This window comes from Citrobacter sp. MGH 55 (genome assembly GCF_016906145.1).
In the GTDB taxonomy this organism is placed as follows: Bacteria; Pseudomonadota; Gammaproteobacteria; order Enterobacterales; family Enterobacteriaceae; genus Citrobacter_A; species Citrobacter_A amalonaticus.
Genome location: NZ_CP070239.1, coordinates 934,905 through 961,002, shown reverse-complemented (window position 1 = coordinate 961,002; position 26,098 = coordinate 934,905). Strand labels below are relative to the sequence as shown.

At 56.1% G+C, this 26,098-nt stretch carries 21 protein-coding genes; 8 read left to right on the top strand and 13 right to left on the bottom strand.

Annotated elements, in window-relative coordinates:
* The first annotated feature begins 90 nt into the window (after positions 1–90).
* Entirely contained in the window at positions 91–1,671 is a 1,581-nt protein-coding gene (locus JTI98_RS03855; RefSeq protein WP_042998532.1) for an STY4199 family HEPN domain-containing protein, read from the top strand.
* A 3-nt stretch (positions 1,672–1,674) separates the two neighbouring features.
* Here JTI98_RS03855 and JTI98_RS03850 read toward each other — a convergent pair whose 3' ends face one another.
* The 4 genes from JTI98_RS03850 to JTI98_RS03835 all read right to left on the bottom strand — a co-directional run bounded on the left by JTI98_RS03850 (position 1,675) and on the right by JTI98_RS03835 (position 6,292).
* Entirely contained in the window at positions 1,675–3,324 is a 1,650-nt protein-coding gene (locus JTI98_RS03850; RefSeq protein ID WP_216081935.1) for an alpha,alpha-trehalase, read from the bottom strand.
* A 285-nt stretch (positions 3,325–3,609) separates the two neighbouring features.
* Complete coding sequence (locus tag JTI98_RS03845) at positions 3,610–3,861, bottom strand: hypothetical protein (RefSeq protein ID WP_058587434.1); 252 nt, start codon at positions 3,859–3,861, stop codon at positions 3,610–3,612.
* A 164-nt stretch (positions 3,862–4,025) separates the two neighbouring features.
* Entirely contained in the window at positions 4,026–5,378 is a 1,353-nt protein-coding gene (gene gorA, locus JTI98_RS03840) for a glutathione-disulfide reductase (protein ID WP_042998529.1), read from the bottom strand.
* A gap of 71 nt (positions 5,379–5,449) precedes the next feature.
* A complete protein-coding gene (locus JTI98_RS03835) occupies positions 5,450–6,292 on the bottom strand; it encodes a 23S rRNA (adenine(2030)-N(6))-methyltransferase RlmJ (RefSeq protein WP_044326588.1) in 843 nt (280 codons plus the stop codon).
* A 215-nt stretch (positions 6,293–6,507) separates the two neighbouring features.
* Here JTI98_RS03835 and prlC point away from each other — a divergent pair, with 215 nt between their 5' ends.
* Together prlC and rsmJ are read left to right on the top strand one after the other, a co-directional pair.
* Positions 6,508–8,550: an oligopeptidase A gene (gene prlC, locus JTI98_RS03830; protein ID WP_044253702.1), complete on the top strand. Its 2,043-nt coding sequence runs from the start codon at positions 6,508–6,510 to the stop codon at positions 8,548–8,550.
* Positions 8,551–8,557: 7 nt separating this feature from the next.
* Positions 8,558–9,316, top strand: coding sequence for a 16S rRNA (guanine(1516)-N(2))-methyltransferase RsmJ (gene rsmJ, locus JTI98_RS03825; protein ID WP_042998526.1), 759 nt, complete (start codon positions 8,558–8,560; stop codon positions 9,314–9,316).
* An 89-nt stretch (positions 9,317–9,405) separates the two neighbouring features.
* On the opposite strand, the gene dtpB is transcribed toward rsmJ, so the two are convergent.
* Positions 9,406–10,878 (bottom strand): dipeptide/tripeptide permease DtpB, encoded by a 1,473-nt coding sequence (gene dtpB, locus JTI98_RS03820; protein WP_042998525.1) that lies wholly within the window; start codon positions 10,876–10,878, stop codon positions 9,406–9,408.
* 264 nt (positions 10,879–11,142) lie between these two features.
* A complete protein-coding gene (uspA, locus tag JTI98_RS03815; RefSeq protein ID WP_000323571.1) occupies positions 11,143–11,577 on the bottom strand; it encodes a universal stress protein UspA in 435 nt (144 codons plus the stop codon).
* Positions 11,578–11,979: 402 nt separating this feature from the next.
* On the opposite strand from uspA, the gene uspB reads away from it, so the two are divergent.
* On the top strand, positions 11,980–12,315 hold the full coding sequence (gene uspB, locus JTI98_RS03810; protein WP_042998524.1) for a universal stress protein UspB: 336 nt from the start codon (positions 11,980–11,982) through the stop codon (positions 12,313–12,315).
* Positions 12,316–12,377: 62 nt separating this feature from the next.
* On the opposite strand, the gene pitA is transcribed toward uspB, so the two are convergent.
* A complete protein-coding gene (pitA, locus tag JTI98_RS03805) occupies positions 12,378–13,877 on the bottom strand; it encodes an inorganic phosphate transporter PitA (RefSeq protein WP_042998523.1) in 1,500 nt (499 codons plus the stop codon).
* Positions 13,878–14,107: 230 nt separating this feature from the next.
* On the opposite strand from pitA, the gene JTI98_RS03800 reads away from it, so the two are divergent.
* The 4 genes from JTI98_RS03800 (at position 14,108) to JTI98_RS03785 (ending at position 20,549) form a co-directional block, all read left to right on the top strand.
* Positions 14,108–15,301: an NAD(P)/FAD-dependent oxidoreductase gene (locus JTI98_RS03800; RefSeq protein WP_216081934.1), complete on the top strand. Its 1,194-nt coding sequence runs from the start codon at positions 14,108–14,110 to the stop codon at positions 15,299–15,301.
* Positions 15,302–15,622: 321 nt separating this feature from the next.
* A complete protein-coding gene (locus JTI98_RS03795; protein WP_042998521.1) occupies positions 15,623–16,690 on the top strand; it encodes an HlyD family secretion protein in 1,068 nt (355 codons plus the stop codon).
* Positions 16,687–19,425, top strand: a complete 2,739-nt coding sequence (gene rbbA, locus JTI98_RS03790; protein ID WP_216081933.1) for a ribosome-associated ATPase/putative transporter RbbA — start codon at positions 16,687–16,689, stop codon at positions 19,423–19,425. Before JTI98_RS03795 ends, rbbA begins: the two co-directional genes overlap by 4 nt.
* Positions 19,425–20,549 (top strand): ABC transporter permease, encoded by a 1,125-nt coding sequence (locus JTI98_RS03785; RefSeq protein WP_058587441.1) that lies wholly within the window; start codon positions 19,425–19,427, stop codon positions 20,547–20,549. The genes rbbA and JTI98_RS03785 overlap by 1 nt, the downstream gene beginning before the upstream one ends.
* Positions 20,550–20,642: 93 nt before the next feature.
* On the opposite strand, the gene nikR is transcribed toward JTI98_RS03785, so the two are convergent.
* Genes nikR through nikA form a run of 6 tightly spaced genes read right to left on the bottom strand, consistent with a single transcriptional unit; the run spans position 20,643 to position 25,966 of the window.
* The gene (gene nikR / locus JTI98_RS03780) at positions 20,643–21,044 is read right to left on the bottom strand and encodes a nickel-responsive transcriptional regulator NikR (protein ID WP_195505682.1); all 402 of its coding nucleotides are present in this window, start codon (positions 21,042–21,044) and stop codon (positions 20,643–20,645) included.
* Between the two features lie 12 nt (positions 21,045–21,056).
* On the bottom strand, positions 21,057–21,857 hold the full coding sequence (nikE, locus tag JTI98_RS03775) for a nickel import ATP-binding protein NikE (protein ID WP_044327557.1): 801 nt from the start codon (positions 21,855–21,857) through the stop codon (positions 21,057–21,059).
* On the bottom strand, positions 21,854–22,618 hold the full coding sequence (gene nikD, locus JTI98_RS03770) for a nickel import ATP-binding protein NikD (RefSeq protein WP_044253641.1): 765 nt from the start codon (positions 22,616–22,618) through the stop codon (positions 21,854–21,856). Before nikD ends, nikE begins: the two co-directional genes overlap by 4 nt.
* Positions 22,618–23,451, bottom strand: a complete 834-nt coding sequence (nikC, locus tag JTI98_RS03765) for a nickel ABC transporter permease subunit NikC (protein WP_042998516.1) — start codon at positions 23,449–23,451, stop codon at positions 22,618–22,620. The genes nikD and nikC overlap by 1 nt, the downstream gene beginning before the upstream one ends.
* Positions 23,448–24,392 carry a nickel ABC transporter permease subunit NikB gene (nikB, locus tag JTI98_RS03760; protein ID WP_044253638.1) on the bottom strand — a complete coding sequence of 315 codons (945 nt, stop codon included), beginning with the start codon at positions 24,390–24,392 and terminating at the stop codon, positions 23,448–23,450. Before nikB ends, nikC begins: the two co-directional genes overlap by 4 nt.
* Positions 24,392–25,966 (bottom strand): nickel ABC transporter substrate-binding protein, encoded by a 1,575-nt coding sequence (gene nikA, locus JTI98_RS03755; RefSeq protein WP_216082224.1) that lies wholly within the window; start codon positions 25,964–25,966, stop codon positions 24,392–24,394. The genes nikB and nikA overlap by 1 nt, the downstream gene beginning before the upstream one ends.
* Between the last annotated feature and the right edge of the window lie 132 nt (positions 25,967–26,098).

The following is a 26,098-nucleotide window of genomic DNA, read 5'->3' as shown; positions in this document are numbered from 1 at the left end:
TGTTATATCTATAAAAACTAATAATTAAAACAAAGAACTAAAGCAAAATTAATGGTCTCCGTATGGGGGCGCTTTTAGCGAAGGAAGAGAATGACGATTAGCGTTTTGACGACACGCACCACCTTTGAACACTGTCTGGGGATTATCCGCCAGGCTTCGGTGGAGATCCTGCTGATGCTGGGGGTGCATGCCTCTGACGGCAAAGATCCGCGATGGTTTCTGGAACACCTGGATCAGGCCCGGCTGAACCTGGGCGGCTGGAGCCAGGTCGCCCGGCGTTTGCATCTCAACGACGCGCAACTGAGCCAGTTCACGCTGCAACTGCGCCATCTCCAGCAGTGCGTACCGCAATATGACAGCGGGCAGGAGGTCAGTGAGAACCAACTGATTGCCGCCCTGCGCGTGGTCAGGTCGCTGGAATTGCTGCGCCATCATCAATCGTTACTCAATTTTAAAACGGACATTGAAGAGGCCGACCACAGTCAGCAAGTACGCGCAGAACGGCAGTTACGCACGATTGAGTTAACCCTGACTGCGCTTATCTCGCAGATGTGGCCGGATAAAACGCAGCTCAATAATTACCTCAAAGACAACTTTGGCGCGGATAAGCTCAGACGCTGGATTAAGCTGGGTGAACGCCAGGATCCGCTGAATGGGATGCGTTTTAGCGAGCTGGCGCTGATGATTGTCGATAAAAAGACCTTCACCCGCCACTATTCCGGCATCTTTAACGATGCGTCAGTGCTGAACCTGTTTGTTGAACCGCGCCTGACGCTGCGGGTGTTTCTCGATGACTGTCGCCAGGCGCGTAACACGGTGCTGGCCGGGGAGCCGCTGTCTTCGGCACAGTTGACGTTACTCTCCTGCCAGTTTCAGCATATTGTCCGTCCTGTCCAGCGGGCCTATGAGCAAGGGCGCGCCCGCATTAATCCGGCGGCGTTAATGATTGTGGAAGAGGGGCAACTGGCGCAGTTTTGGGAAGAGGCGCGGAAAAAGGACCGTCAGGCGGGAGGCGATACCGAGGAAATTGGCGAATCCATTGAACCCCTGCGCAAGCGTTCACTGCGCACGGCGGAAGAACGTGAACAACTGATCACTGGCGTGCTCTGGGGCGCGGTGGGGCTTATGGTGATCGCCATCCTGGGCGGTGGAGCGTGGTTAGTGAGTTCGCAACCGCCCGCGCCCGCGCCGAATATCAAGATCACCCAGGCAGAGCCCAAGCGCGAATTGCCTTCCGCACGCGAAATGGTGACGCAGATGGGGATCACCTGGGATGTGTTTAACATGCGTGCGGCGATCGATCGCAATGACACCCGGGTCACCGCGCTATTTTTGCAGGGCGGTATGAACTGGCAGGTCTCGTGGACCGAAACGGCGTTTGCCCGCAACAATACCGATGTCCTCGAGTTACTGTTGCGCTACCCCTCGCAGATGGATGAAAGCAAACCGTGTCGACGCTTTATCAATACGTTGGGTCACGCCATGTCTGGTGGTGCGCCGCTGACGGGCGAACACAAAGCTTATCTGAAGCGTTTCTGCACAGTGCCTGCGGTGATAGCGCGACAGCAGCATGATACCGGGCAGGCAGAGCGGCGTTTCCGCGCCGATCCCAGCGCGGATAACGAGAAATGGCTGAAGATTCAGCGCGCCATTTTTGACGTGATAGAGTAACCGTTATGGTTCTCCATACAGCCCAATCAGGCGCCGTGCGACGCCGTTGGTCCAGCCAAAGCCATCCTGCAACGGATATTCGCCGCCGCCCCCTTCGCGCGGGGTGCCGCTGGCGATATGGTATTTCTCAATAAGCTTATGATTTTGCTGATAAAACTGATTCACCGTCTGCAACCAGCTATGGGCGATTTCGTCTCCCAGCGCATCATCGCCGTACATCTTAAAACCCTGAATTGCCATCCATTGTAGCGGCGCCCAACCGTTGGGTTTATCCCACTGCTCGCCGGTTTCGTACTCGGAGGCCATAATGCCGCCGGGCGTCAACAGGCGAGCACGCACGGTATCTCCCAGCCGATCGGCCTGTTCATGGGTCGCCATCCCGACGTAAAGCGGGACAATGCTGGCGGCAGAGAACAGCGCCATTTGCTCCCGCCGCCAGTCATAGTCGCGAAAGCAGCCATTTTCCTCATCCCACAGATAGCGGTTGACGGCAGCCCGTCGATTGCTCGCCTTCTGGCGGAACAGTGCCTCAACGTCACGTTCGCCTTTTAGCGCTGAAATATTGGCGATGGTGCTCTCCAGTTTGAACAGAAAGGCGTTGAGATCGATAGGGATAAACTGCGTGGTGCGAATGCTCGCCAGTCGTGTGGGGTCACGAAGCCAGCGGGAAGAATAGTCCCAGCCCGATGCCGCACCGGCGCGCAGATCGCGGTACACCTCGTTCGGCGGACGACCAGAATGTTTGGCAGTTTCCACATCTTCCAGCCATGACTCATCGCGCGGCGTGTCGCGGTCATCCCAGTAGCGGTTGAGCAGTGAACCGTCCGGCATCCTGACGGCATGGCGATACGCCTGGTTGAGCACCAGCGACTCTGCGCCGTCCATCCAGAAGGCATACTCCATCTTCAGATGGTCGAGGTAGCGCCGTGCGCCGCGAACGCCGTCCTCTTCGAACAGTTCGACCATCAGCGCAAACACCGGCGGCTGCGAGCGGCTGAGGTAATAAGTACGGTTACCGTTCGGAATATGGCCGTAGTTTTCAATCATCCACGCAAAGTTATCTGCCATACATTTCAGCAGGTCTTCGCGACCGCTTTCCGCCAGACCCAGCATGGTGAAATAGGAATCCCAGTAGTAGGTTTCGCTGAATCGACCACCTGGCACGATATAGGATTGCGGTAGCGCCAGCAGCGATGACCACGGAATATGATCCTGCGGCTCGCGGGTGAGTACCGGCCACAACTGGTCAATATGCTCTTTCAGCGAATTTTCCGGGTTGGAAACATACGCGCTGTCGAAGATTTCAGGCAGCCAGAAGTGATTTTCGACAAAACGGCGTAAATCGAAATCCCGATGACGACGGACTTTGCGGTAGCGAATCAGAATATCGAGCGGATCCATTTTCGGCGCACAGTCAGGAAACGTTTTGCTGTCGGCAAAAATTTTCGAGGATTGTACATGCTCGAACAGTTCGAGATAGCGGTCGGCTGGTGTCAGGGCGTCAGAGGCGGGGAGCCCCTCAATCATCTCAGGTTCCGGTTCTGCTTCAATCATCTCATCCAGTTTTAACTCGCACGGATCCGTTTCGTAGAAAAGATCGACGTCGATCGTGATTTCCTCTGACGGGGCGTGTTGCAGTTTCTGGTTGATCATAATGAGAAAGACCTCCGGATTGCGTCGTAAAGGATACGGGTGTTGCCCGGCTGTCTTTTAAGCGTAGACATTCGCTTCGGTGTGTGCGGTGCAAAGTGTGCGACAGATCACGTTTACACAACCGCCGCAAACCGAGAAAAAAGCACAATGCATTGATAACCGTTGATAATTTTTATTACGTGTCGACTGGCGAATCCCTATTTTCGGAACATTCGAATGAAACGAATTGTGAATATTGTCGGGACGTCGCCTGGATAAGGTTTCCTACCCCGCTGAATACGGGGATTACCATTTCTCATCACGCGCGTCGCGACGCCCTTCGCGGCGGTTTTCACGTTTATCCTGGCGGCACTGGGAATTACTTTCATCGTTATTCCGGACACATTCCCGTTTTGTTTCACGACCGTCCTGACGGGCATCCTGGCGGATCTCACGGGCGTCCTGACGTTTTTCAGCCCGCGCGGTGGCATGCGCCGGGAGTGTTACAACCGGGAATAAAACGACGGCAATTAAAGCAGGAAGTAATGTCATTCTCATCGGGTAAAACCTCTTAAAATAAATAGCATTAGATACTATTAGCGCGACAAGTATTGCTGCGGATTTTAATTTATACCCGGAGGAAAGTCGTGTTATGAGGAGGAACTAAATTGTCCATTTTTAAATAGCAGAAAAAACCCCGTGAAATCACGGGGTCAGGAACATTAACGCATGGTCACAAACTCTTCCGCTGCCGTCGGGTGAATGGCCACGGTGTTGTCGAAGTCTTTCTTGGTGGCACCCATTTTCAGCGCTACTGCAAAGCCCTGCAACATTTCGTCCATGCCAAAGCCGATACCGTGGATGCCGACGATTTTCTCTTCCGGGCCGACGCAAACTAACTTCATGCGGCACGGCTGACGGTGTGAGGTTACCGCGGTATACATTGCAGTAAACGAAGATTTATACACTTTCACCTGCGCATCGCCATACTGCTCGCGCGCCTGCGGTTCGGTCAGACCTACGGTGCCAATCGGCGGGTGGCTGAAGACCACGGTAGGAATATTGCTGTAGTCCAGATGCTCGTCCGGCTTGTTGTTAAACAGGCGCTCAGAAAGACGGCGACCTGCCGCAACAGCAACCGGCGTCAGCTCGACAGCGCCGGTGTTATCTCCGACCGCATAAATCCCGTCCACGCTGGTATTCTGGTATTTATCGACGACGATATACCCTTTGTCGTTGGTTTTTACCCCGGTCGCTGCCAGGTTGAAATTATCGGTTGCCGGTTCACGACCAATCGCCCAAATCAGGCAATCGACCGTTTCACTGCGACCGTCTTCCAGTTCAAGCGTCAGGCTACCGTCGGCGTTTTTCACGACCGCTTTCGGAATGGCGTGGGTGTGAAGCGTCGGGCCTTCGGCATTCATCACTTCCACTAGCGTTTCGGTAATCATCGGGTCAAAACTGCGCAGTGGCGCATGCTTACGCACGAACAGATGGGTTTTGGCACCCAGACCGTTAATCACGCCCGCCAGTTCCACGGCGATATAACCGGCACCGACAACCGCGACGCGTTCCGGCAGGGCCGGCAGTTCAAAGAAACCATCGGAGTCGATACCGTATTCCACGCCCGGAATATCCGGGTGGCTCGGACGACCACCCGTGGCGATGAGAATGTGATCGGCAGTAATTGTTTCACCGTTGACTTCAATGGTTTTGGCATCGACGAAGCGGGCAAAACCTTTGATCACATCAACGTTATTTTTACCCAGCACGTTGTCATACGAGGTGTGAATGCGGTCGATATAGGCAGTACGGCTGGCAATCAGCGTATCCCAGTTGAATTTATTGATCGTGGTGTCAAACCCGTAGTCCGGACCATACAGGTGGATCGCTTCACGGATCTGCGCAGCATGCCACATTACTTTTTTCGGGACGCACCCGACGTTAACGCAGGTGCCGCCCAGCGCTTTGGCTTCAATCAGCGCACACTTCTGGCCGTACATGGCTGCACGGTTAATCGAGGCGATACCGCCGCTGCCACCGCCGATGGCGATGTAGTCATAATGCTTGCTCATGCGTCTTTTCCTTACGTTCTGATTGCCGCGATTGTATACCTGAAATCAATAGTTTCCACCGATGGCTGCAATTACTCTGGCACGATCCAGTTTACCAAGGTATGCCCGGTACCCGCTGGCACCAGCTTGCTGTGCAGCCACGGTAGCACTGTGTTCATTTGTGCTTCCAGCTTCCACGGCGGGTTGACCACAATCATGCCGGAGGCGGTCATGCCGCGCTGGTCGCTGTCCGGGCGGACCGCCAGCTCAATTTGCAGGATTTTACGGATGCCGGTCGCTTCCAGATCGTGCACCATGCGCTTGATTTGCTGGCGTAACACGACCGGATACCACAGCGCATACGTCCCAGTGGCAAAACGTTTATAGCCTTCGCTAATCCCGGCGACAACGGCCTGGTAGTCCGATTTAATCTCGTAAGGCGGGTCGATGAGAATCAAACCACGACGAGATACCGGCGGCAGCTTTGCCTTCAGTTGCTGATAGCCGTCGGCACGGGCTACGCGGGCACGTTCATCTTTCTGGAATTCACCTCGCAGCAGCGGGAAATCACTCGGATGCAGCTCCGTCATATGCAGGCTGTCCTGCTCGCGCAGCAGTTGACGCGCGATCAGCGGGGAGCCGGGGTAGTAACGCAGTTGCCCGCTACGGTTGAAGTGTTTGACCACGCCGATGTACGGCTCGAGTTCGGCTGGCAGATCGTCCTGCTGCCAGATGCGGGCGATACCTTCCAGGTATTCACCGGTGCGCTCCGCATGCTCGCTGCTTAACTGATAACGGCCCGCGCCTGCATGGGTGTCCAGATAGAGAAACGGCTTCTCTTTCTCTTTGAGCGACTCGATGATCAGGCTCTGAACCGTGTGTTTAAGGACGTCGGCGTGGTTGCCAGCGTGGAAGCTGTGGCGATAACTGAGCATGGGTAAACGTGTTCCAGGTTGTAAACGTAGGCCCGATTAGCGTCACGCTTTCGGGCGAATAAAAAGCCTATCGCCACAGTATACAGAAAACTCACCCCTGCCGCGAAAGCGCAACGCCTGGCATTGAAATCCTCTACACTTATCCCCATTCTACAGGGATATTGCACAGCGCCGGACGCGCGCGACATTCACCTTATTCTAACAGGACAGCGTTTATGACCAATCCTTTACTGACGCCTTTCGAGCTACCGCCTTTTTCCAACATTCAGCCGGAACATGTGGTCCCGGCGGTAACCAAAGCGCTGAACGACTGCCGTGAGAATGTGGAGCGCGTCGTAGCACAGGGCGCACCCTACAGCTGGGAAAATCTTTGCCAACCGTTGGCGGAAGTCGATGACGTCCTGGGGCGTATTTTTTCTCCGGTCAGCCATCTGAATTCAGTAAAAAACAGCCCGGAACTGCGCGAAGCCTACGAGCAAACCCTGCCGCTGCTATCGGAATACAGCACCTGGGTTGGTCAGCATGAAGGTTTATACAAGGCATACCGCGACCTGCGTGACGGCGATCATTACGCTACGCTGAACACCGCACAGAAAAAAGCTGTGGATAACGCGCTGCGTGATTTTGAACTCTCCGGCATTGGCCTGCCGAAAGAAAAACAGCAGCGCTACGGTGAGATCGCCACCCGCCTGTCTGAACTGGGCAACCTGTACAGCAACAACGTCCTCGACGCCACCATGGGCTGGACGAAGCTGATTACTGATGAAGCAGAGCTGGCCGGGATGCCGGAAAGCGCGCTGGCGGCAGCAAAAGCACAGGCTGAAGCGAAAGAGCAGGAAGGCTATCTGCTGACGCTGGATATCCCGAGCTACCTGCCGGTGATGACTTACTGTGACAATGGGCAGCTTCGTGAAGAGATGTATCGTGCCTATGTGACCCGGGCGTCCGATCAAGGACCTAACGCCGGTAAATGGGACAACAGCCCGGTGATGGCGGAAATTCTCGCCCTGCGCCACGAGCTGGCGCAACTGCTGGGCTTTGAAAGCTATGCCTTTAAATCGCTCGCCACCAAAATGGCGGAAAACCCGCAGCAGGTGCTGGAGTTTTTAACCGATCTGGCAAAACGCGCGCGTCCGCAAGGCGAGAAAGAGCTGGCGCAACTGCGCGCCTTCGCGAAAACGGAGTTTGGCGTCGATGAGCTGAACCCGTGGGATATCGCGTACTACAGCGAAAAACAGAAGCAGCATCTCTACAGCATCAGTGATGAGCAATTACGTCCGTACTTCCCGGAAAACAAAGCCGTTAACGGCTTGTTTGAAGTGGTGAAACGTATTTATGGTATTACCGCAAAAGAGCGTAAGGATGTGGATGTCTGGCATCCGGACGTGCGTTTCTTTGAGCTGTATGACGAAAACAATGAACTGCGCGGCAGCTTCTATCTCGATCTTTATGCCCGTGAGCACAAACGCGGCGGGGCGTGGATGGATGACTGTGTCGGTCAGATGCGTAAATCCGACGGCTCACTGCAAAAACCGGTCGCTTACCTGACCTGTAACTTTAACCGCCCGGTGAATGGCAAACCGGCGCTGTTCACCCACGATGAAGTGATCACTCTGTTCCACGAATTTGGTCACGGCCTGCATCACATGCTGACCCGCATCGAGACCGCTGGCGTTTCCGGGATCAACGGCGTGCCGTGGGATGCGGTCGAGCTGCCGAGCCAGTTTATGGAAAACTGGTGCTGGGAACCGGACGCGCTGGCGTTTATCTCCGGCCATTACGAGACTGGCGAACCGCTGCCGAAGGAATTACTGGATAAAATGCTGGCGGCGAAGAACTACCAGGCGGCGCTGTTTATCCTGCGTCAGCTGGAGTTCGGTCTGTTTGACTTCCGTCTGCATGCGGAATTTGACCCGCAGCAAGGGGCGAAAATCCTCGAAACGCTGGCGGAAATCAAAAAACAGGTCGCCGTCGTGCCGGGGCCGTCTTGGGGGCGTTTCCCGCATGCATTCAGTCACATTTTCGCCGGTGGCTATGCGGCGGGCTATTACAGCTACCTGTGGGCTGATGTGCTGGCTGCGGATGCGTTCTCTCGCTTCGAAGAAGAAGGCATTTTCAATCGCGATACCGGCCAGTCATTCCTGGATAACATCCTGACGCGTGGCGGGTCTGAAGAGCCAATGGAACTGTTCAAACGTTTCCGTGGCCGCGAGCCGCAGCTCGACGCGATGCTTGAGCATTACGGAATCAAAGGCTAGTTCTTCAGTGAAAATTTGTTTACTGGATGAAACAGGCGCCGGAGACGGCGCCTTATCTGTTCTGGCCTCCCGCTGGGGCCTGGAACACGACGAAGACAATCTGATGGCGCTGGTGCTGACACCGGAGCATCTGGAGTTGCGTAAGCGCGATGAACCGAAGCTCGGCGGTATTTTCGTGGATTTTGTTGGCGGGGCGATGGCCCATCGCCGCAAGTTCGGCGGCGGTCGCGGTGAAGCGGTGGCAAAAGCGGTGGGCGTTAAAGGCGACTATTTGCCAGATGTCGTCGATGCGACTGCGGGTCTGGGGCGTGATGCATTCGTTCTGGCCTCGGTCGGCTGTCATGTGCGGATGCTGGAGCGTAACCCGGTGGTGGCGGCGCTACTTGATGATGGTCTGGCGCGCGGCTATGCCGATGCGGAAATCGGCCCGTGGTTGCAGGCACGACTGCAGCTGATCCATGCCTCCAGCCTGACGGCGCTGACGGATATCACGCCGCGTCCGCAGGTGGTCTATCTCGACCCGATGTTTCCCCACAAACAGAAAAGCGCGCTGGTGAAAAAAGAGATGCGCGTCTTTCAGTCGCTGGTGGGACCGGATCTGGACGCCGACGGCTTGCTGGAACCAGCACGTCAGCTCGCAACCAAACGCGTGGTGGTGAAACGCCCGGACTACGCGCCGCCGCTGGCGGATGTTGCTACGCCAAATGCAGTGGTAACCAAAGGGCACCGGTTTGATATTTATGCCGGTACACCTTTGGCGGATTAACAGGCCGCCTGATGGCGCTTCGCGTATCCGGGCTACGACGCGGTGTGGGTAGGCCGGATGAGGCGTGAGCCGCCATCCGGCAATCACGATTATTGCGCGGTATCCGGTGTATTAATCATCCGGTTCAGCCACGGCACCATCAGCGCCATCACGACGGTGACAGCCAGCGTCACTAGCCCGATTTTACTGAACACGCCGGTATAGATCGGCAATGTCTGCAGCGGATCGGTGATGTTTTCCGGGACGGCAGTAAAGGTCGCGACGTAACCCCCCAGCAGGAACGCAGCAGCCTGCGTCAGGAACCACATCCCAAGAATAAAGCCCATCAGATGCTGCGGAACCAGTGCCGCGACCATCGCCAGCCCCAGCGCGCTAATCAGCAACTCGCCGAGGCTCTGGAACAGATAAACCAGTACGATAAACCACGGTGACGTCAGTCCCTGCGCATCGGCAAACCACATGCCTGCCGCTGCGGCGGTCAGAAAGCCCAGCGAGCACAGGAACATCCCGAGGGTAAACTTCATCGGCATCGTCAGGTCTTTGCCTTTGCTACCCAGACGCGTGTAGATCGCCGCCAGCACCGGGCTGGCAACCACCACCCAGAACGGGTTCAGTGCCTGAAAGCTCACCGGGTTAATCGTGAAACCGAGGATCTCATGGTGAACGTTATTGATGGCAAAGAAATTCAGTGATGTCGGCATCTGCGCATACAGAATGTAAAACAGTACCGCTTCGAGCATCAGGATAAACGCCACAAACATCTTGTTGCGCCCTGTTTTATCCAGTCTGAAAGCCTGACGGAAGAAGATAATGGTCACCGCAATCGACAGAACAATCAGCACCAGGTTGGCGATTTTCACGTTGTGCATCAACCAGGCGCAGAGAAAGACCATCGCCACGGTGCCAATCAGGACATACAGCAGATTGCGGAAGCTCATCGGCAGATGGTCTGGCTCGGAACCGATATCTTTCACCATACCGCGGCAGGCGAAATAGACCAGCAGCGCGACAATCAGCCCCGCTCCGCACAGGTTATAGGTGACGGCATAACCAAACTTATCTGCGATCACCGGCGCCAGCGACAGCGACAGCAGCGAACCGATGTTTATCGACATGTAGAACAGCGTGAATGCGCCATCCAGACGTGGATCTTTTGGCGGATAGCATTTGGAGAGCAGGCTTGCCGGGTTCGCTTTAAACAGACCGTTGCCGACGGCAATCGTCCCAAGCGCGATAAAAATAAGGTCCGGTTTGAGCAGCGACATTCCCGTCATGAAGTAACCAAGCGCCAGCACAACCGCGCCCAGCACCAGCGTACGTTTGGTGCCGAGCAGGTGGTCGCCAACGTACCCCCCAATCGAGATCAGACCGTAGACCAGTGCGGCAAAGGCACCGAAGGTGATAAACGCCTGCTCTTGTGAGAATCCCAGTTGCTTAACAAAGAAAACCGCCAGGATACCCTGAACGCCGTAATAGCCAAATCGTTCCCATAACTCGACAAAAAAGATCATGAAGAACGGGCGGGGTTGCTGCAGCAAACCCGTTGGTGCAGATGTATTCATATTGCTTCGCCTTTCAATGCCATCCCGAAAAGTATGAACGCGTAATACGAAACGCGCCGAAAAAGTCTGACTCTGTTATAGACTGTGGCCATTAGCCGGTAGCGTAGAGTATTATACAGATTGATTCCGTTCTAATCAGTTGATCACACTAATTATGATTGGAGGGGTGGGAGGTTGTACTGATCGTTTGTGGAGAGGACAGAAACAAAAACGCCCGCAAAGGCGGGCGCTCTGACATGACCGGATAACCCGGTTAGCGATGTTTTATTCTTCTTCGTCGCGTAGCGGAACAATCAGCATATCGACGTGAACAGTGTTGATCAGCTGGCGCGCGGAGGACATCAGTTTGCTCCAGAAGTCCTGGTGATGACCGCAAACGACCAGGTCCATGTCGTATTTCTTGATGGCGTCAACCAGCACCTGACCCAGATCGCCGCTGCCGCTCAGGGTTTCGGTAATCGGATAGCCTGCGTTGGTGGACAGTTCGGTCAGTGCGTGGTGAGTTTCTTCAGAAATGCGTTTTTGCATGTCGCCCAGATTGACGTCGATCAGGCCGGTATACAGGTCAGAGTAGTTCACATCAACGTGGATAAGGGAAACTTTTGCGTTGTACGGCCGTGCCATAGAGACGGCTTTTTCTACCAGAACTTTGCTTTCCGGAGAAAGATCAACCGCGATGAGAATATGTTTGTAAGCCATAGTATTACTCCTTCCATAAAGTTGTCGATGACCAGCCAGCTAGCGATTTTTCTACCTTGCGTCACTCGCGTCCTGCGAACTGTGCGATATGTCTACGCGGGGCTAGCTCAGCCGCGATGAAGTGAATTGTAGAGACTATCCTTACAGTATAGCGACCTGGATAATCCGTCAATCCGCCTTGCTTACCAAATAGTTAAACAAAATATTTAGATAATTGCATTGATAGTGATTAACCTTCTGGCAAAAAAATTAACTGATCTCCTACACTATTTAGAGAGCCGCTCTGATGATAAGCTCAAAACGAGCGGTTTTTAGTCGTACTTTTTCATTGACTGTCTGGCAAGTTTCGGGGAGCGGTAGTCCCGGAGCGGAGCTCCGTGGGCGGGTCGCCGGGGAGGTCGTATGATAAGCACCGTTGCATTATTCTGGGCATTATGTGTTGTTTGCATTGTGAATATGGCGCGCTATTTCTCGTCGCTACGCGCGCTGCTCGTGGTACTTCGTGGTTGCGATCCTTTGCTCTATCAGTATGTTGATGGGGGCGGCTTTTTCACCTCGCACGGCCAACCCAATAAGCAGGTACGCCTGGTGTGGTATATCTACGCCCAGCGCTACCGCGATCACCATGATGATGAGTTTATCCGCCGCTGTGAGCGGGTACGTCGTCAGTTCATTCTGACCAGCGCGCTATGTGGGCTCGTGGTGGTCAGTCTTATTGCCCTGTTGATTTGGCACTGAGCAAAAAAAAGCGGGCCAGTTTCCTGACCCGCTTGCTACGGTAATTTCTTTTCTCTTTTCGCTTAAATCAGCTTCAGCGAGATCCAGTACAGGGTACCGGACAGCAGAATCGCTGCGGGTAATGTGAACACCCACGCCATCAGAATGCTGGTCACCGTTTTACGTTGCAGACCGCCACCGTCGACAACCATCGTCCCCGCGACGGAGGAAGAGAGTACGTGGGTGGTGGACACCGGCATCCCGGTGTAGCTGGCCAGACCGATAGAGACCGCCGCCGTCATCTGCGCAGACATCCCCTGAGCATAGGTCATGCCTTTCTTACCAATCTTCTCACCGATGGTGGTCGCCACGCGGCGCCAGCCGATCATGGTACCAATACCCAGCGCCAGCGCGACCGCCATGATGATCCAGATTGGCGCATACTCAATGGTGCTCAGCATATCGGTTTTCAGTTTCTTCAGCAGACGCTGGTCGTCAGCGCTCACGCCCGGCAGTTTCGTCACTTTATCGGTCGTGTCGGAAATGCACAGCATGATGCGACGCAGTTGGCCGCGCTGCTCAACGCTCAGCTTGTCATAGCTTTCCACATTGTTCGACAACATCGCCTTCGCGCGATCCAGCGCGTTAAGGGTATTTGCCGGATGGCAGTGGAATTCTGCTGGCTGCGTTGCGGCCGGTTCCGGAGACGGAATCAACTGATCGACGCCCGTCACCTGTTTCAGCAGATCAGGATGCTGCTGGAAGTAGATTTCGACGTTGTTGATGGCATCACGAGTACGGGTGATTTCATAACCCGAAGCATTCATATTTACCACGAAGCCCGCCGGCGCCACACCAATCAGAACCAGCATGACCAGACCAATGCCTTTCTGACCGTCGTTCGCGCCATGCGAGAAGGCCACGCCGATAGCAGAAAGAATCAGGGCGATACGGGTCCAGAACGGCGGCTTTTTCTTGCCGTCTTTCTTTTCACGTTCCGCTGGCGTGAGGTGAATACGGGCACGTTTTTTAGTCCCGCTCCAGTAGCGACGCAGAAGGAAAATCAGGCCGCCTGCAACCACCAGGCCAACGATGGGCGAGACGATCAGCGAGGCAAAAATACCGATGACTTTCGGGATGTTGAGTGCGTCCACCACTGACGTGCCGGTCATCAGGGCATTGGTTAAACCGATGCCGATAATCGCGCCGATCAGCGTGTGGGAACTGGAGGCGGGTAACCCAAAGTACCAGGTACCCAGGTTCCAGATGATCGCGGCGAGCAGCATGGAGAACACCATCGCAAGTCCATGCGAAGATCCCATGTTGAGCAGGAGATCGGTCGGTAACATATGCACGATGGCATAGGCTACGCTGAGACCGCCCAGCAGCACACCAAAGAAGTTGAACACCGCAGCCATGACCACCGCAAGTTGCGAACGCATCGCACGGGTGTAGATCACGGTTGCGACTGCGTTGGCTGTATCATGGAAGCCGTTGATTGCTTCGTAGAACAGCACAAAAGCCAGAGCAAGCAATAATAAAAGCCCGGTATGTAAATCCAGGCCAGCAAACAAATGTAGCATAGGACGTTACGCCATCTTGAGGACATGAACGCGGCGCATTATCAGTGACTTTAGCGGCGCGGGCAAAGTGAAATATAGACTTTTTTTGATTTAACGTCTGAATACAATAGTGCCCATAAAGAATTATCTTATATATTTCATATAAATACTTCTTCCTAAGGATTTTGTCGCTGGTGCGACCACTGAGATAACTTTACAATTCACGCCCTGAATTCAGAGAGGAACGTAAAGTGGAAAGGTTTGATGCCATTATTATAGGCGCTGGCGCGGCAGGTATGTTCTGTGCAGCACAGGCAGGACAGGCCGGCAGTCGGGTGCTGCTTATTGATAATGGAAAGAAGCCTGGCCGCAAGATCCTCATGTCCGGTGGGGGGCGCTGCAACTTTACCAACCTTTATGTTGAGCCAGCGGCTTATTTAAGCCAAAACCCGCATTTTTGCAAATCTGCGCTGGCGCGCTATACCCAGTGGGATTTTATCGATCTCGTCAGTAAGCACAGCATCGCCTGGCATGAAAAAACGCTCGGACAACTTTTTTGCGATGACTCCGCGCAGCAAATCGTCGATATGCTGGTGGCGGAGTGTGAAAAAGGCAATGTTACCCTGCGTTTACGCAGTGAAGTGCTGAGCGTTGCGCAGGATGACGACGGTTTTACGCTGGCGCTGAACGGGGCGACTATCGGTGCGAAAAAGCTGGTGATTGCCTCCGGCGGACTGTCGATGCCCGGTCTGGGCGCGTCACCGTTTGGCTATAAAATTGCCGAACAGTTTGGTCTGAACGTTCTGCCAACCCGCGCCGGGCTGGTGCCGTTTACCCTGCACAAACCGCTACTGGAGCAGCTTCAGGTGCTGTCTGGCGTTTCCGTTCCGTCGGTCATCACCGCGCAGGACGGTACCGTCTTTCGTGAAAATCTGCTCTTTACCCATCGCGGCCTTTCTGGTCCTGCGGTTTTACAAATTTCCAGCTTCTGGCAGCCAGGCGAATTTGTCAGCATTAATTTACTGCCAGATGTCAGTCTGAATGACGTCCTGAACGAACAGCGCAGCGCCCATCCGAATCAAAGCCTGAAGAATACGCTGGCGATGCTGCTGCCGAAGCGTCTGGTCGAGTGCCTGCAACAGCTCGGGCAGATCCCTGACGTCTCGCTCAAACAGCTCAACGTGCGCGACCAGCAGACGCTGATCGACACGTTGACCGACTGGCGCGTACAGCCGAACGGCACTGAAGGCTATCGCACGGCAGAAGTGACGCTTGGCGGGGTAGACACCCACGAACTGTCGTCACGTACCATGGAAGCGCGCAAGGTGCCGGGTCTTTACTTTATCGGCGAAGTGATGGACGTCACCGGCTGGCTGGGCGGTTATAACTTCCAGTGGGCGTGGTCCAGCGCCTGGGCATGTGCGCAGGATCTTGCCGGGGAGTAAGTCATTCACCCTGTATATCATTACCAACCATAAGCGAATAGACATCACCCATAATGATGCTAGTATTCCATTGATACTAGCTATGAGTATGCGTGTTTCATTTACGGCCAGGAACGCTGATGATGACAACATTACTACCCGTTTTTCGCACTTCTCTGTCATTCACTTTCCTTCACGGCGAGCGCAGTCATGACGTCTGTACGCCGCCCGGCTACTCTCACTTTTTCCTTCTCATCCCGGAGGGAAGATACCGCTGAACGCCCGTTCAGTGGGGTTTTGTGACACGCATTGTTTTCTAACAGGGATTATGGCGGGTCGATTATGGACAACATTAAACGTCATCTGACGTGGTGGGTTGTGGGCGCACTGGTGGTGATCGCTGCTGGCGTGTGGTGGGGTCTACGGCCCGCAGGCGTACCGGACGGTTTTGCTGCCAGCAACGGCAGAATCGAGGCGACGGAAGTGGACATTGCCACCAAAATCGCCGGACGTATTGATACCATCCTCGTGACTGAGGGGCAGTTCGTTCGCCAGGGCGAAGTGCTGGCGAAGATGGATACCCGCGTGTTGCAGGAGCAACGGCTGGAAGCCATCGCACAAATCAAAGAGGCCGAAAGCGCCGTGGCGGCTGCACGGGCGCTGCTCGAACAGCGGCAAAGCGAAACCCGCGCTGCCCAGTCGGTAGTGAAACAGCGTGAAGCCGAGCTGGATTCCGTCTCCAAACGTCACGTTCGTTCCCGCTCGCTCTCCCAGCGTGGCGCGGTCTCGGCGCAACAACTGGATGACGATCGCGCCGCCGCGGAAAGCGCACGCGCGGCGCTGGAGTCGGCAAAGGCGCAGGTCTCCGCGACGAAAGCAGCGATTGAAGCCGCGCGCACCAGCATTATCCAGGCGCAAACCCGCGTCGACGCCGCGCAGGCGACCGAACGGCGGATTGTCGCGGATATCGAAGACAGCGAGCTTAAAGCCCCGCGTGATGGCCGGGTTCAGTACCGCGTGGCGGAGCCGGGCGAAGTGCTGGCTGCGGGCGGTCGGGTGCTGAATATGGTCGATCTCAGCGATGTTTACATGACGTTCTTTCTGCCCACCGAACAAGCAGGTCTGCTGAAAATTGGCGGTGAAGCCCGTCTGGTGCTTGATGCCGCGCCGGACCTGCGTATTCCCGCCACGATCAGTTTTGTCGCCAGCGTCGCGCAGTTCACGCCGAAAACCGTTGAAACCAGCGATGAGCGCCTGAAGCTGATGTTTCGCGTCAAGGCGCGGATCCCCCCTGAATTACTCCAGCAGCATCTGGAATATGTCAAAACCGGCTTGCCAGGCATGGCGTGGGTGAGACTGAACGAACAGCTTCCCTGGCCTGACTCGCTGGCGGTGAGGTTGCCGCAATGACCGCTCTGGCGCTGGTTCCCGTTCCTCCCGTGGCGCACCTTGACGGCGTGAGTCAGCATTACGGGACCACGGTGGCGCTGAATAACATCACGCTGGATATCCCCGCGCGCTGCATGGTGGGGTTGATCGGCCCCGACGGCGTGGGGAAATCAAGCCTGCTGTCGCTCATTTCCGGTGCCCGGGTGATTGAGCAAGGCAACGTCATGGTGTTGGGCGGCGATATGCGCGATCCGAAACACCGTCGTGACGTCTGCCCGCGTATTGCGTGGATGCCGCAGGGCCTGGGAAAAAACCTGTATCACACGTTGTCGGTGTATGAGAACGTCGACTTCTTCGCCCGTTTGTTCGGTCATGACAAAGCCGAGCGCGAAGCGCGGATTACGGAGTTACTGAACAGCACCGGTCTGGCGCCGTTTCGCGATCGTCCGGCGGGAAAACTCTCGGGCGGGATGAAACAGAAATTAGGTCTGTGCTGTGCGCTGATCCATGACCCGGAATTATTGATACTGGATGAACCGACCACCGGCGTTGATCCCCTGTCTCGCGCCCAGTTCTGGGATCTGATAGAGAATATTCGTCAGCGGCAGACCAACATGAGTGTGCTGGTGGCGACGGCGTATATGGAAGAGGCCGAGCGTTTCGACTGGCTGGTGGCGATGAACGCAGGCGAGGTGCTGGCGACCGGCAGCGCGCAGGAACTCCGCGATAAAACCGCCAGCGCGACGCTGGAGCAGGCGTTTATCGCCCTGTTACCGCAGGCGCAGCGGCAGGCGTATCAGCCGGTGGTGATTCCGCCGTATCACGCAGAGCAGGAAGAGATCGCCATTGAGGCAAAAGACCTGACCATGCGCTTTGGCAATTTTGTCGCCGTCGATCACGTGAACTTCCGCATCCCGCGTGGGGAGATCTTTGGCTTCCTCGGTTCCAACGGCTGCGGTAAATCGACCACCATGAAGATGCTGACCGGGCTGCTGCCTGCCAGTGAAGGGGAGGCCTGGCTTTTTGGTCAACCGGTCGATCCGAAGGATATCGACACCCGTCGTCGGGTGGGCTACATGTCGCAGGCGTTTTCCCTGTACAGTGAACTGACGGTACGACAAAACCTGGAACTCCACGCCCGGTTGTTTCACATCCCGGAAGCAGAGATCCCCCGGCGCGTTCAGGATATAAGCGAACGTTTTATGCTGGCGGAGGTTGAGGATTCGTTGCCCGAGTCGCTCCCGCTTGGCATTCGCCAGCGGCTGTCGCTGGCAGTGGCGGTGATCCATCGCCCGGAAATGTTGATCCTCGACGAACCGACCTCCGGCGTTGACCCGGTGGCGAGGGACATGTTCTGGCAATTGATGGTCGATTTGTCGCGTCAGGACAAAGTGACCATTTTTATCTCCACTCACTTTATGAACGAAGCCGAGCGCTGTGACCGTATGTCGTTAATGCATGCCGGAAAAGTGCTCGCCAGCGGTACGCCGCAGGAGCTGGTTGAGCGGCGCGGGGCTGCAAACCTGGAAGAGGCGTTTATCTCCTGGCTCCAGGAGGCTGCGGGCCCGGCGCCTGAAACCTCTGTGCCGGTGGACACAAAGCATGAAGAGGCGAAGCCACCGCGTCAGGGATTCAGCCTGCGGCGATTGTTCAGCTACAGTCGTCGCGAAGCGCTGGAACTCAGGCGCGATCCGGTGCGTTCGACGCTGGCGCTGCTGGGCACGGTGATCCTGATGCTGATCATGGGTTACGGCATCAGCATGGACGTCGAAAACCTGCGTTTTGCCGTGCTCGATCGCGATCAAACCGTCAGCAGCCAGGCCTGGTCATTGAATCTGGCAGGCTCACGCTACTTCATTGAACAACCGCCGTTGACCAGCTATGACGATCTCGACCGGCGGATGCGTTCCGGCGAGGTGGCAGTAGCCATCGAAATCCCACCTAATTTTGGCCGTGACATTGCGCGCGGGACGCCGGTGGAGATTGGCGTCTGGGTGGATGGCGCCATGCCCAGCCGTGCCGAGACGGTAAAAGGCTACGTGCAGGCGATGCACCAGAGCTGGCTACAGGACGTAGCGAGCCGCCAGCCGACGCCAGTAGGGCAGAGTGGACTCATGACCATTGAAACACGCTATCGCTACAACCCGGATGTGAAAAGTCTGCCAGCGATTGTTCCGGCGGTCATTCCGCTGTTGCTGATGATGATCCCGTCGATGCTGAGCGCACTGAGCGTGGTGCGGGAAAAAGAACTGGGGTCGATCATCAATCTGTATGTCACACCCACCACCCGCAGTGAATTTTTGCTCGGTAAACAGTTGCCGTATATCGCGCTGGGGATGCTGAACTTCCTGCTGCTGTGCGCCCTGTCGGTGTTTGTGTTTGGCGTACCGCACAAGGGCAGTTTCCTCACGCTCAGCCTGGCCGCGCTATTGTATGTCACCATCGCCACGGGAATGGGGCTGCTGATCTCCACGTTCATGAAGAGTCAGATTGCGGCGATTTTTGGCACGTCCATCATTACCCTGATCCCGGCGACGCAGTTCTCCGGGATGATCGATCCGGTGGCGTCGCTGGAAGGAGCGGGACGGTGGATCGGCGAGATCTATCCAACCAGCCATTTCCTGACGATCGCCCGGGGCACATTCTCGAAAGCATTGGATCTCACCGATCTCTGGCCGCTGTTTGTACCGCTGCTGATCGCCATTCCGGTGGTGATGGGGCTGAGCGTACTGTTGCTGAAAAAACAGGAGGGGTGATGCGCCGACTACGCAATATTTATAATTTAGGTATCAAGGAGTTGCGCAGCCTGTTGGGCGATAAGGCGATGCTGACGCTGATCGTGTTTGCCTTTACCGTCTCGGTGTACTCCTCCGCGACCGTGCTGCCGGGGTCGCTGCATCTCGCGCCGATTGCCATTGCCGATATGGACCAGTCTCAACTCTCGAATCGTATCGTCAACAGCTTCTACCGTCCGTGGTTTTTACCGCCGGAGATGATCACCGCCGACGAGATGGACGCCGGGCTGGATGCGGGTCGCTATACCTTTGCGGTCAATATTCCGCCTAACTTTCAACGGGACGTGCTGGCCGGAAGGCAACCCGATATTCAGGTGAATGTTGACGCCACGCGCATGAGCCAGGCGTTCACTGGTAACAGCTACATCCAGAATATCATCAGCGGCGAAGTGAACAGTTTTGTCGCGCGTTATCGCGATAACAGTGAACCGCTGGTTTCGCTGGAGACCCGAATGCGCTTCAACCCGAACCTCGATCCGGCGTGGTTTGGCGGGGTGATGGCGATCATCAATAACATCACCATGCTGGCGATTGTGCTGACCGGTTCGGCGCTGATACGCGAACGTGAACACGGTACGGTGGAACATCTGCTGGTGATGCCGATCACCCCGTTTGAGATCATGATGGCGAAAGTCTGGTCAATGGGACTGGTGGTGCTGGTGGTCTCGGGGCTGTCGCTGATGTTGATGGTGAAAGGGGCGCTCGGCGTGCCAATTGAAGGGTCCATTCCGCTGTTCATGTTGGGGGTGGCGCTGAGTCTGTTCGCCACCACGTCGATCGGCATTTTTATGGGTACGCTGGCGCGCTCCATGCCGCAACTGGGGCTGTTGATGATTCTGGTGCTTTTGCCTCTGCAAATGCTTTCCGGCGGCTCCACGCCGCGCGAAAGCATGCCGCAGGTGGTGCAGGACATCATGCTGACGATGCCGACTACCCACTTCGTCAGCCTTGCGCAGGCCATACTCTATCGCGGCGCCGGGTTCAGCATTGTCTGGCCGCAGTTTCTGACGCTTTTCGCCATTGGCGCGGCGTTCTTCCTGATCGCATTGCTGCGGTTCAGAAAGACGATTGGCACGATGGCGTAATCAGATGCCGGATGGCGACGATGTCTTATCCGGCCTACGGGAGTGCAAAGGCAGGCCGGGCAAGCGCAGCGCCCCCGGCGGCATCGTTGAGGCTTACTCTTCCTTCGGCAAACACTGCAAATGGCCGTGGCGCACGCCGCGCTGGGCGATAACATCATCGGCAAAATGTTGAACATCGCCCATGTCGCCTTTCAGGACGGCAATTTCCAGACAGTCGTCATGGTTGATATGCACATGCAGTGTGGCGACGGACAAATCATGGTGATGGTGCTGCGTTGAGACAATGCGACTGGCTAAATCACGCTTCTCATGTTCATACACGTAGGAGAGCACCGCAAAGCCCTGGGTGCCGTGCTCTTGCGTGGTTTCCTGCGCCAGCGCGCCGCGCAGAATGTCACGAATGGCTTCGGAGCGGTTGTTGTAACCACGGCGCTGGCTCAGGCTATCCAGCGTTTCCAGTAAATCGTCATCAAGCGTGATGGTGATTCGTTGCATCAGATATCAACCTTACGAAATGGCGCGACGGCGCACGGGATATGCGGGGAGTACCGCCTTTTGTAGCACACGACCGGCCTCGGAGGAAAAGGTTAATGCCTCACCCACAGTCTGTGTCTCAACGATCTGCCCGTCCTCCATCACCATCACACGATGGCAAAATCGTTCCACCAGCCGCAGATCGTGGGTGATAAACAGGCAGGCGGTACCAAACTGCTGCTGTATTTTTTTGAGCAGACGAATGACGCCTGCCTGCAACACCAGATCGAGATTCGACACCGCTTCATCGAGAATCAACAGTTTCGGCTCTACCACCAGTGCGCGGGCCAGACAGACGCGCTGGAGCTGACCGCCGCTGAGCTGTGGCGGACGTTTATCCAGCAGGTTTTCCTCCAGATCGACGGCGCGAAGCATCTCGCGTACCCGCGCCAGCTGTTCGGCTTTCGACAACGAGAGTAAATGACGCATCGGCTCACGTAGGATCTCACAGACAGTTTTACGCGGATTCACTGCGCTGATGGAATCCTGAAAGACCATCTGGATATCGCGGCGAAACGCCTTTTGTTTAGCCCGGTTCAGTTTTGCCAGCGGTTCACCGCGCCAGCTTACGCTTCCCTGACTGGGCGATTCCAGACCGACCAGCAGACGCGCTAACGTGCTTTTTCCGCAGCCGCTGCGCCCTAACAAGGCAACGGTTTCGCCGCTTTTCAGATGCAAAGAGACCGCTTTCAGCACCTGCTGATGCTGATGTTTTCCGCCCAGGCTGGCGTGGGCGTACTGATGAGAAAGGTCTGTGACGCTGAGTAAAGTCATGAGGCTAACTCCATACCGTACAGAGCGAGATGTGCCGACACCAGACCGCGGGTGATGGCGTGTTGGGGTGTCCTGAACAGGGTTTCCACGTCACCCTGTTCGACGATGTTTCCGTTATCCATCACTGCCACATCGTCGGCCAGTCGCGCGACCACACCCATATCGTGAGTCACCAACAGCATGCCCGGTGCCCGGCTCTGCATAATGCTCTCCAGCAGATCGAGGATGCGCGCCTGTGCCACCACATCCAGATCGGTGGTCGGCTCATCGGCGACGATAAACGGCGCATCGGACAGTACCGCCATCGCGATCATCATGCGTTGTAGCATGCCGCCGCTCATCTCGAACGGGTAGAGCTTCAGCACGCGATCGGCCTGCTCCAGGCCCACGGCTTGCAGGGCGTTGACGAGCGTGGCGTCATCTGCCGGTTTACCCAACGCCTGACAGGTTTCCCGTGCGTGGGTCGCCATCGTATGCAGGGGATTAAACGCGCTGCGCGGATTTTGCATAATGGTGGCAATTTTGAACCCACGCAGGGATCGAGGCGACACCGGTTTGCCGTCAGCGAGCAGCGTTCCGTTTGTCTGGCGCACACCAGCGGGCAAAATCCCAAGCGCCGCCGCGCAGGTCAATGATTTACCGCTACCGCTGCCACCCACCAGCGCCAGCACACGTCCGCGTTTGAGCGTTAACGACACACCGTGCACCAGCGGGCGATCGGCCACTAAAGCGATGTTTTGCAGTTCAATGTGCTGTGGCATCAGTGGGCATGCTCCGTGATCAGATGAGGATCCAGGTGATCGCGCAGGGCGTCACCCACCATGTTGAAGGCCATCACGGTGATAAACAGCGCCAGCCCCGGCCAGAACATTTGCAGCGGCTGAGTCCAGATATACTGGCGGGCGTCGTTAATCATCACCCCCCATTCCGCCGTCGGTGCTGTCACGCCAAGGCCGAGGAAAGACATCCCAGCAACGTGCAGCATCATATGTCCAATATCCAGCGTGGCCAGCACCAGCAAAGACGGGATCACCGCCCCGGCCAGATGGTCGATGAATACCCGGACATGACCTGCGCCGGAAAGCCGTGATGCGAGAACAAACTCGCGCTGACGCAGAGAGATGACCAGGCTGCGCACCATCCGCGCATACCACGCCCAGTGTGACAGGGCGATGGCGATAATCACGTTGGTGAGTCCCGTGCCCAACACGCCGACCATGAAGAACGACAGAATGGAGGTCGGGAAGGTCATAAACATATCGGCGACGCGCATGGTGGCTTGATCGACACGACCACCCAGCAGTCCGGCGCTGCCGCCAACAATCAGTCCCAGCGCCAGCACCAGCAGCAGACAGGCCATCACCGAACCCAGCGACACGCGGGTCGCCGCCAGCAGGCGAGAGAAAATGTCGCGTCCCAGATGGTCCGTACCCAGCCAGTGCTGGCTGTCGGGGGCCAACAGGCGCGAGGGTAAATCGATCGCTTGCGGATCATACGGCAGCCACCACTGGCTGGTCAGCGCAATCACCGCCAGCAGGGCGATGACAATCATGGCCAGACGAACCGACCAGCGTGAAGAGAGGAAAAAGTTCACGAGTGCGCTCCTTCATGACGACGAATGCGTGGGTCCAGCGCGGCGTTCAGCAGATCAACAATCAGGTTACAGACCACGAAGACCACCACCATCATCAGCGTAAAGCACTGAATCACCGGGTAGTCGCGGTTAAATATCGCCGACACGGCATAGCGGCCGACGCCCGGCCAGGCAAAGATGTTCTCGATAATCATCGTCCCGCCAATCAGTTCGCCGATGTGCATCCCGACCGCGGTGACGACCGGCAGCGACGCATTACGCAAAATATGGCGGCGCTCGGTTTGTTTGTCGTTCAACCCGCGCAAACGCGCCCAGGTGACGTGACGCTGCCCGGCGACTTCTAACATGCTGGCGCGCAGAAGTCGGGCGTTGATCGCCAGGGACATAAAGGCGATCGATACCGCGGGTAAAATAAGATGCTGCCAGCCGCCGTAGCCCATTGCGGGCAGCCATTGCAGCCAGACCGAAAAGAACATCACCAACAGGAAGGCGAGCCAGAAGTTCGGCATCGACACGCCGAGGAAGGCAATCAGTCGCACGACGAAATCCGGCAGACGGTCGCGGTGACGCGCCGCCCAGATACCGAGCGGCACGGAAGTCAGCAGGATCAGCACCAGCGCCGCGCCCGCCAGCTCCAGCGTCGCGGGCAGGAAATTCAGCATGTCATCCAACACCGGGCGCTGGGTGGCGAACGAGATGCCAAAATCCAGATGCAGCGCCTTCCACAGCCAGGTGCCGTACTGCACGACAAGCGGCTGATCAAGGCCCAGCATCACGCGGGTTGAGGCCACCATTTCCGGCGTCGGCGGCAGGTTCGATAAGCGCAGATAGTCGAGCGCCGGGTCGCCGGTGCCCAGGCGCAGCATCAGAAAGATAATCACCGAGGCGGCGAAAATCATCGGAATCAGCAGCAGAATGCGCCGCAGTACATAACGCAACATCAGGGTTTCACCGGTTTAATCTGTTCAAACGGGATTTCAGAGGCGATAGGCGCATACGGAATTGTGCCCAGTTCAGGTCTGGCGACCACCATCATCGAGACATAGCTGATGGGCAGATAGACCGCGTCGTTGTGCAGACGGGTCAGGATGTCTTTGTACAGCGCCTGACGCTGGGTGTCGTCGGTGGTTTCCAGTACTTCACCAATCTCTTTATCAATTAACGCTTTGTCAGCTAACCCCTGCTGAGCCTGGTAATCCGCATGTGACGGCACGCGCATCGAACTCATAAAGGCGTGCGGATCGTACGGCGCGCCCCAGGTGCGGTTGAAGATCATTCCGAAGCGTCCGTCGCGCTGGCGAGCATAAATACTGCTCTCTTCTTCGCCAATAAGTGCAACATCAACGCCAATCTGGCGCATATCGGCCTGAATAATTTCAGCCATCGATTTGCTCAGCGCGTCGGTGCCAATGAATGACAGCTCAATGCGCAGCGGTTGGCCGTTCTTCTCACGAATGTCTTTGCCGGCGGGTAGCGTCCAGCCGGCTTTTTCAAGCAGATCTTTCGCCTGCTGCGGGTCGTACTGACGTGGCTTCAGGCCAACGTTGGCATAAGGAACGGTAGGTGCAAACAGCGTGTCGGCGACCTGCTGCGTGCCGTACAGCGCATTGTCGATCAATGATTTCTTGTTCACCGCATAGTTCAGCGCTTCACGTACCGCCAGCTCATTGGTCGGTGCTTTTGCTGAGTTGAGTGCCAGCATTACCGTTTCAATCGGCTGAGAAAGCTGGGTACGGTAGTTCGGGTTCTGACTGAAACGGGCGAAGGTATCGAGCGGCAACAACCCTTCGTTACCGTATAACAGGTCGATGTCGCCCGTTTCAAACGCGACAGCGCGGGTCGTCGGATCCGGGATCACTTTGACGGTAATTTTTTGAATCTGTGGTTTTTCACCCCAGTAGCGATCGTTGCGTACCAGCACATCGTACTGATTGAGCTTCGACGCTTTCAGTACCCACGGCCCCGTGCCAATCGGCGCTTTAATACCGCGCATCGTTTCGTTGTCTTTAAATTGCGACGGCGCGATAAACCGGAACGGGCGCGGCAGCGCCAGCTCTTGCAGGAACGGGTAATAGGCACTTTTCAGGGTGATTTGGAGCTGGTTTTTGTCGAGCGCTTTCACATCGACGATCTGATTGACCAGTTCCAGCCAGGCGTGACGCTGGCGGTTATCGAGCACCACGCGGAAGTTTTCCGCCGCCGCATGGGCGTCGAACGCTTCACCATTTGAGAAGGTCACATCATCACGCAGGGTAAACGTCCAGGTTTTGCCATCTGTTGAGTGGGTCCAGCTTTTTGCCAGCCACGGAATGACCGAACCATCGGCCTGATACTTTACCAGCGGCTCATAAACCATGCTCTGGGCGAACATTTGGTTAGGGGTATACAGATGAGGGTTAAGCGGCCCAACGTTGACCGGCCAGGCGGTCGTAATTTCATCAGTGGCAGCGGCGTGCGTGAGGAATGACGCACAGGCCAGCAGCGCAAAAAGTGTGCGGCGTAGTCTGGACAAAATGGTGATCCCGAATGATGTAGAGGTACGACTTTATGAGTATGACGATTCTAAAGAATCATCATACTTTTGACGTGTTCTGGATCAAGAGAAGAGCGGTCAAACACGCGAATTATACGAAAATCGTATGTTTGA

Bases quoted from the DNA above. Each gene is read 5' to 3' on its own strand.
- uspB (WP_042998524.1), top strand. From the start codon at position 11,980: ATGATAAGCACCGTTGCATTATTCTGGGCATTATGTGTTGTTTGCATT.
- JTI98_RS03850 (WP_216081935.1), bottom strand. From the start codon at position 3,324: ATGATCAACCAGAAACTGCAACACGCCCCGTCAGAGGAAATCACGATC.
- JTI98_RS03785 (WP_058587441.1), top strand. From the start codon at position 19,425: ATGCGCCGACTACGCAATATTTATAATTTAGGTATCAAGGAGTTGCGC.
- JTI98_RS03835 (WP_044326588.1), bottom strand. From the start codon at position 6,292: ATGCTCAGTTATCGCCACAGCTTCCACGCTGGCAACCACGCCGACGTC.
- nikB (WP_044253638.1), bottom strand. From the start codon at position 24,392: ATGTTGCGTTATGTACTGCGGCGCATTCTGCTGCTGATTCCGATGATT.
- nikE (WP_044327557.1), bottom strand. From the start codon at position 21,857: ATGACTTTACTCAGCGTCACAGACCTTTCTCATCAGTACGCCCACGCC.
- JTI98_RS03855 (WP_042998532.1), top strand. From the start codon at position 91: ATGACGATTAGCGTTTTGACGACACGCACCACCTTTGAACACTGTCTG.
- nikR (WP_195505682.1), bottom strand. From the start codon at position 21,044: ATGCAACGAATCACCATCACGCTTGATGACGATTTACTGGAAACGCTG.
- rbbA (WP_216081933.1), top strand. From the start codon at position 16,687: ATGACCGCTCTGGCGCTGGTTCCCGTTCCTCCCGTGGCGCACCTTGAC.
- uspA (WP_000323571.1), bottom strand. From the start codon at position 11,577: ATGGCTTACAAACATATTCTCATCGCGGTTGATCTTTCTCCGGAAAGC.
- prlC (WP_044253702.1), top strand. From the start codon at position 6,508: ATGACCAATCCTTTACTGACGCCTTTCGAGCTACCGCCTTTTTCCAAC.
- gorA (WP_042998529.1), bottom strand. From the start codon at position 5,378: ATGAGCAAGCATTATGACTACATCGCCATCGGCGGTGGCAGCGGCGGT.
- JTI98_RS03845 (WP_058587434.1), bottom strand. From the start codon at position 3,861: ATGAGAATGACATTACTTCCTGCTTTAATTGCCGTCGTTTTATTCCCG.
- nikD (WP_044253641.1), bottom strand. From the start codon at position 22,618: ATGCCACAGCACATTGAACTGCAAAACATCGCTTTAGTGGCCGATCGC.
- pitA (WP_042998523.1), bottom strand. From the start codon at position 13,877: ATGCTACATTTGTTTGCTGGCCTGGATTTACATACCGGGCTTTTATTA.
- JTI98_RS03795 (WP_042998521.1), top strand. From the start codon at position 15,623: ATGGACAACATTAAACGTCATCTGACGTGGTGGGTTGTGGGCGCACTG.
- dtpB (WP_042998525.1), bottom strand. From the start codon at position 10,878: ATGAATACATCTGCACCAACGGGTTTGCTGCAGCAACCCCGCCCGTTC.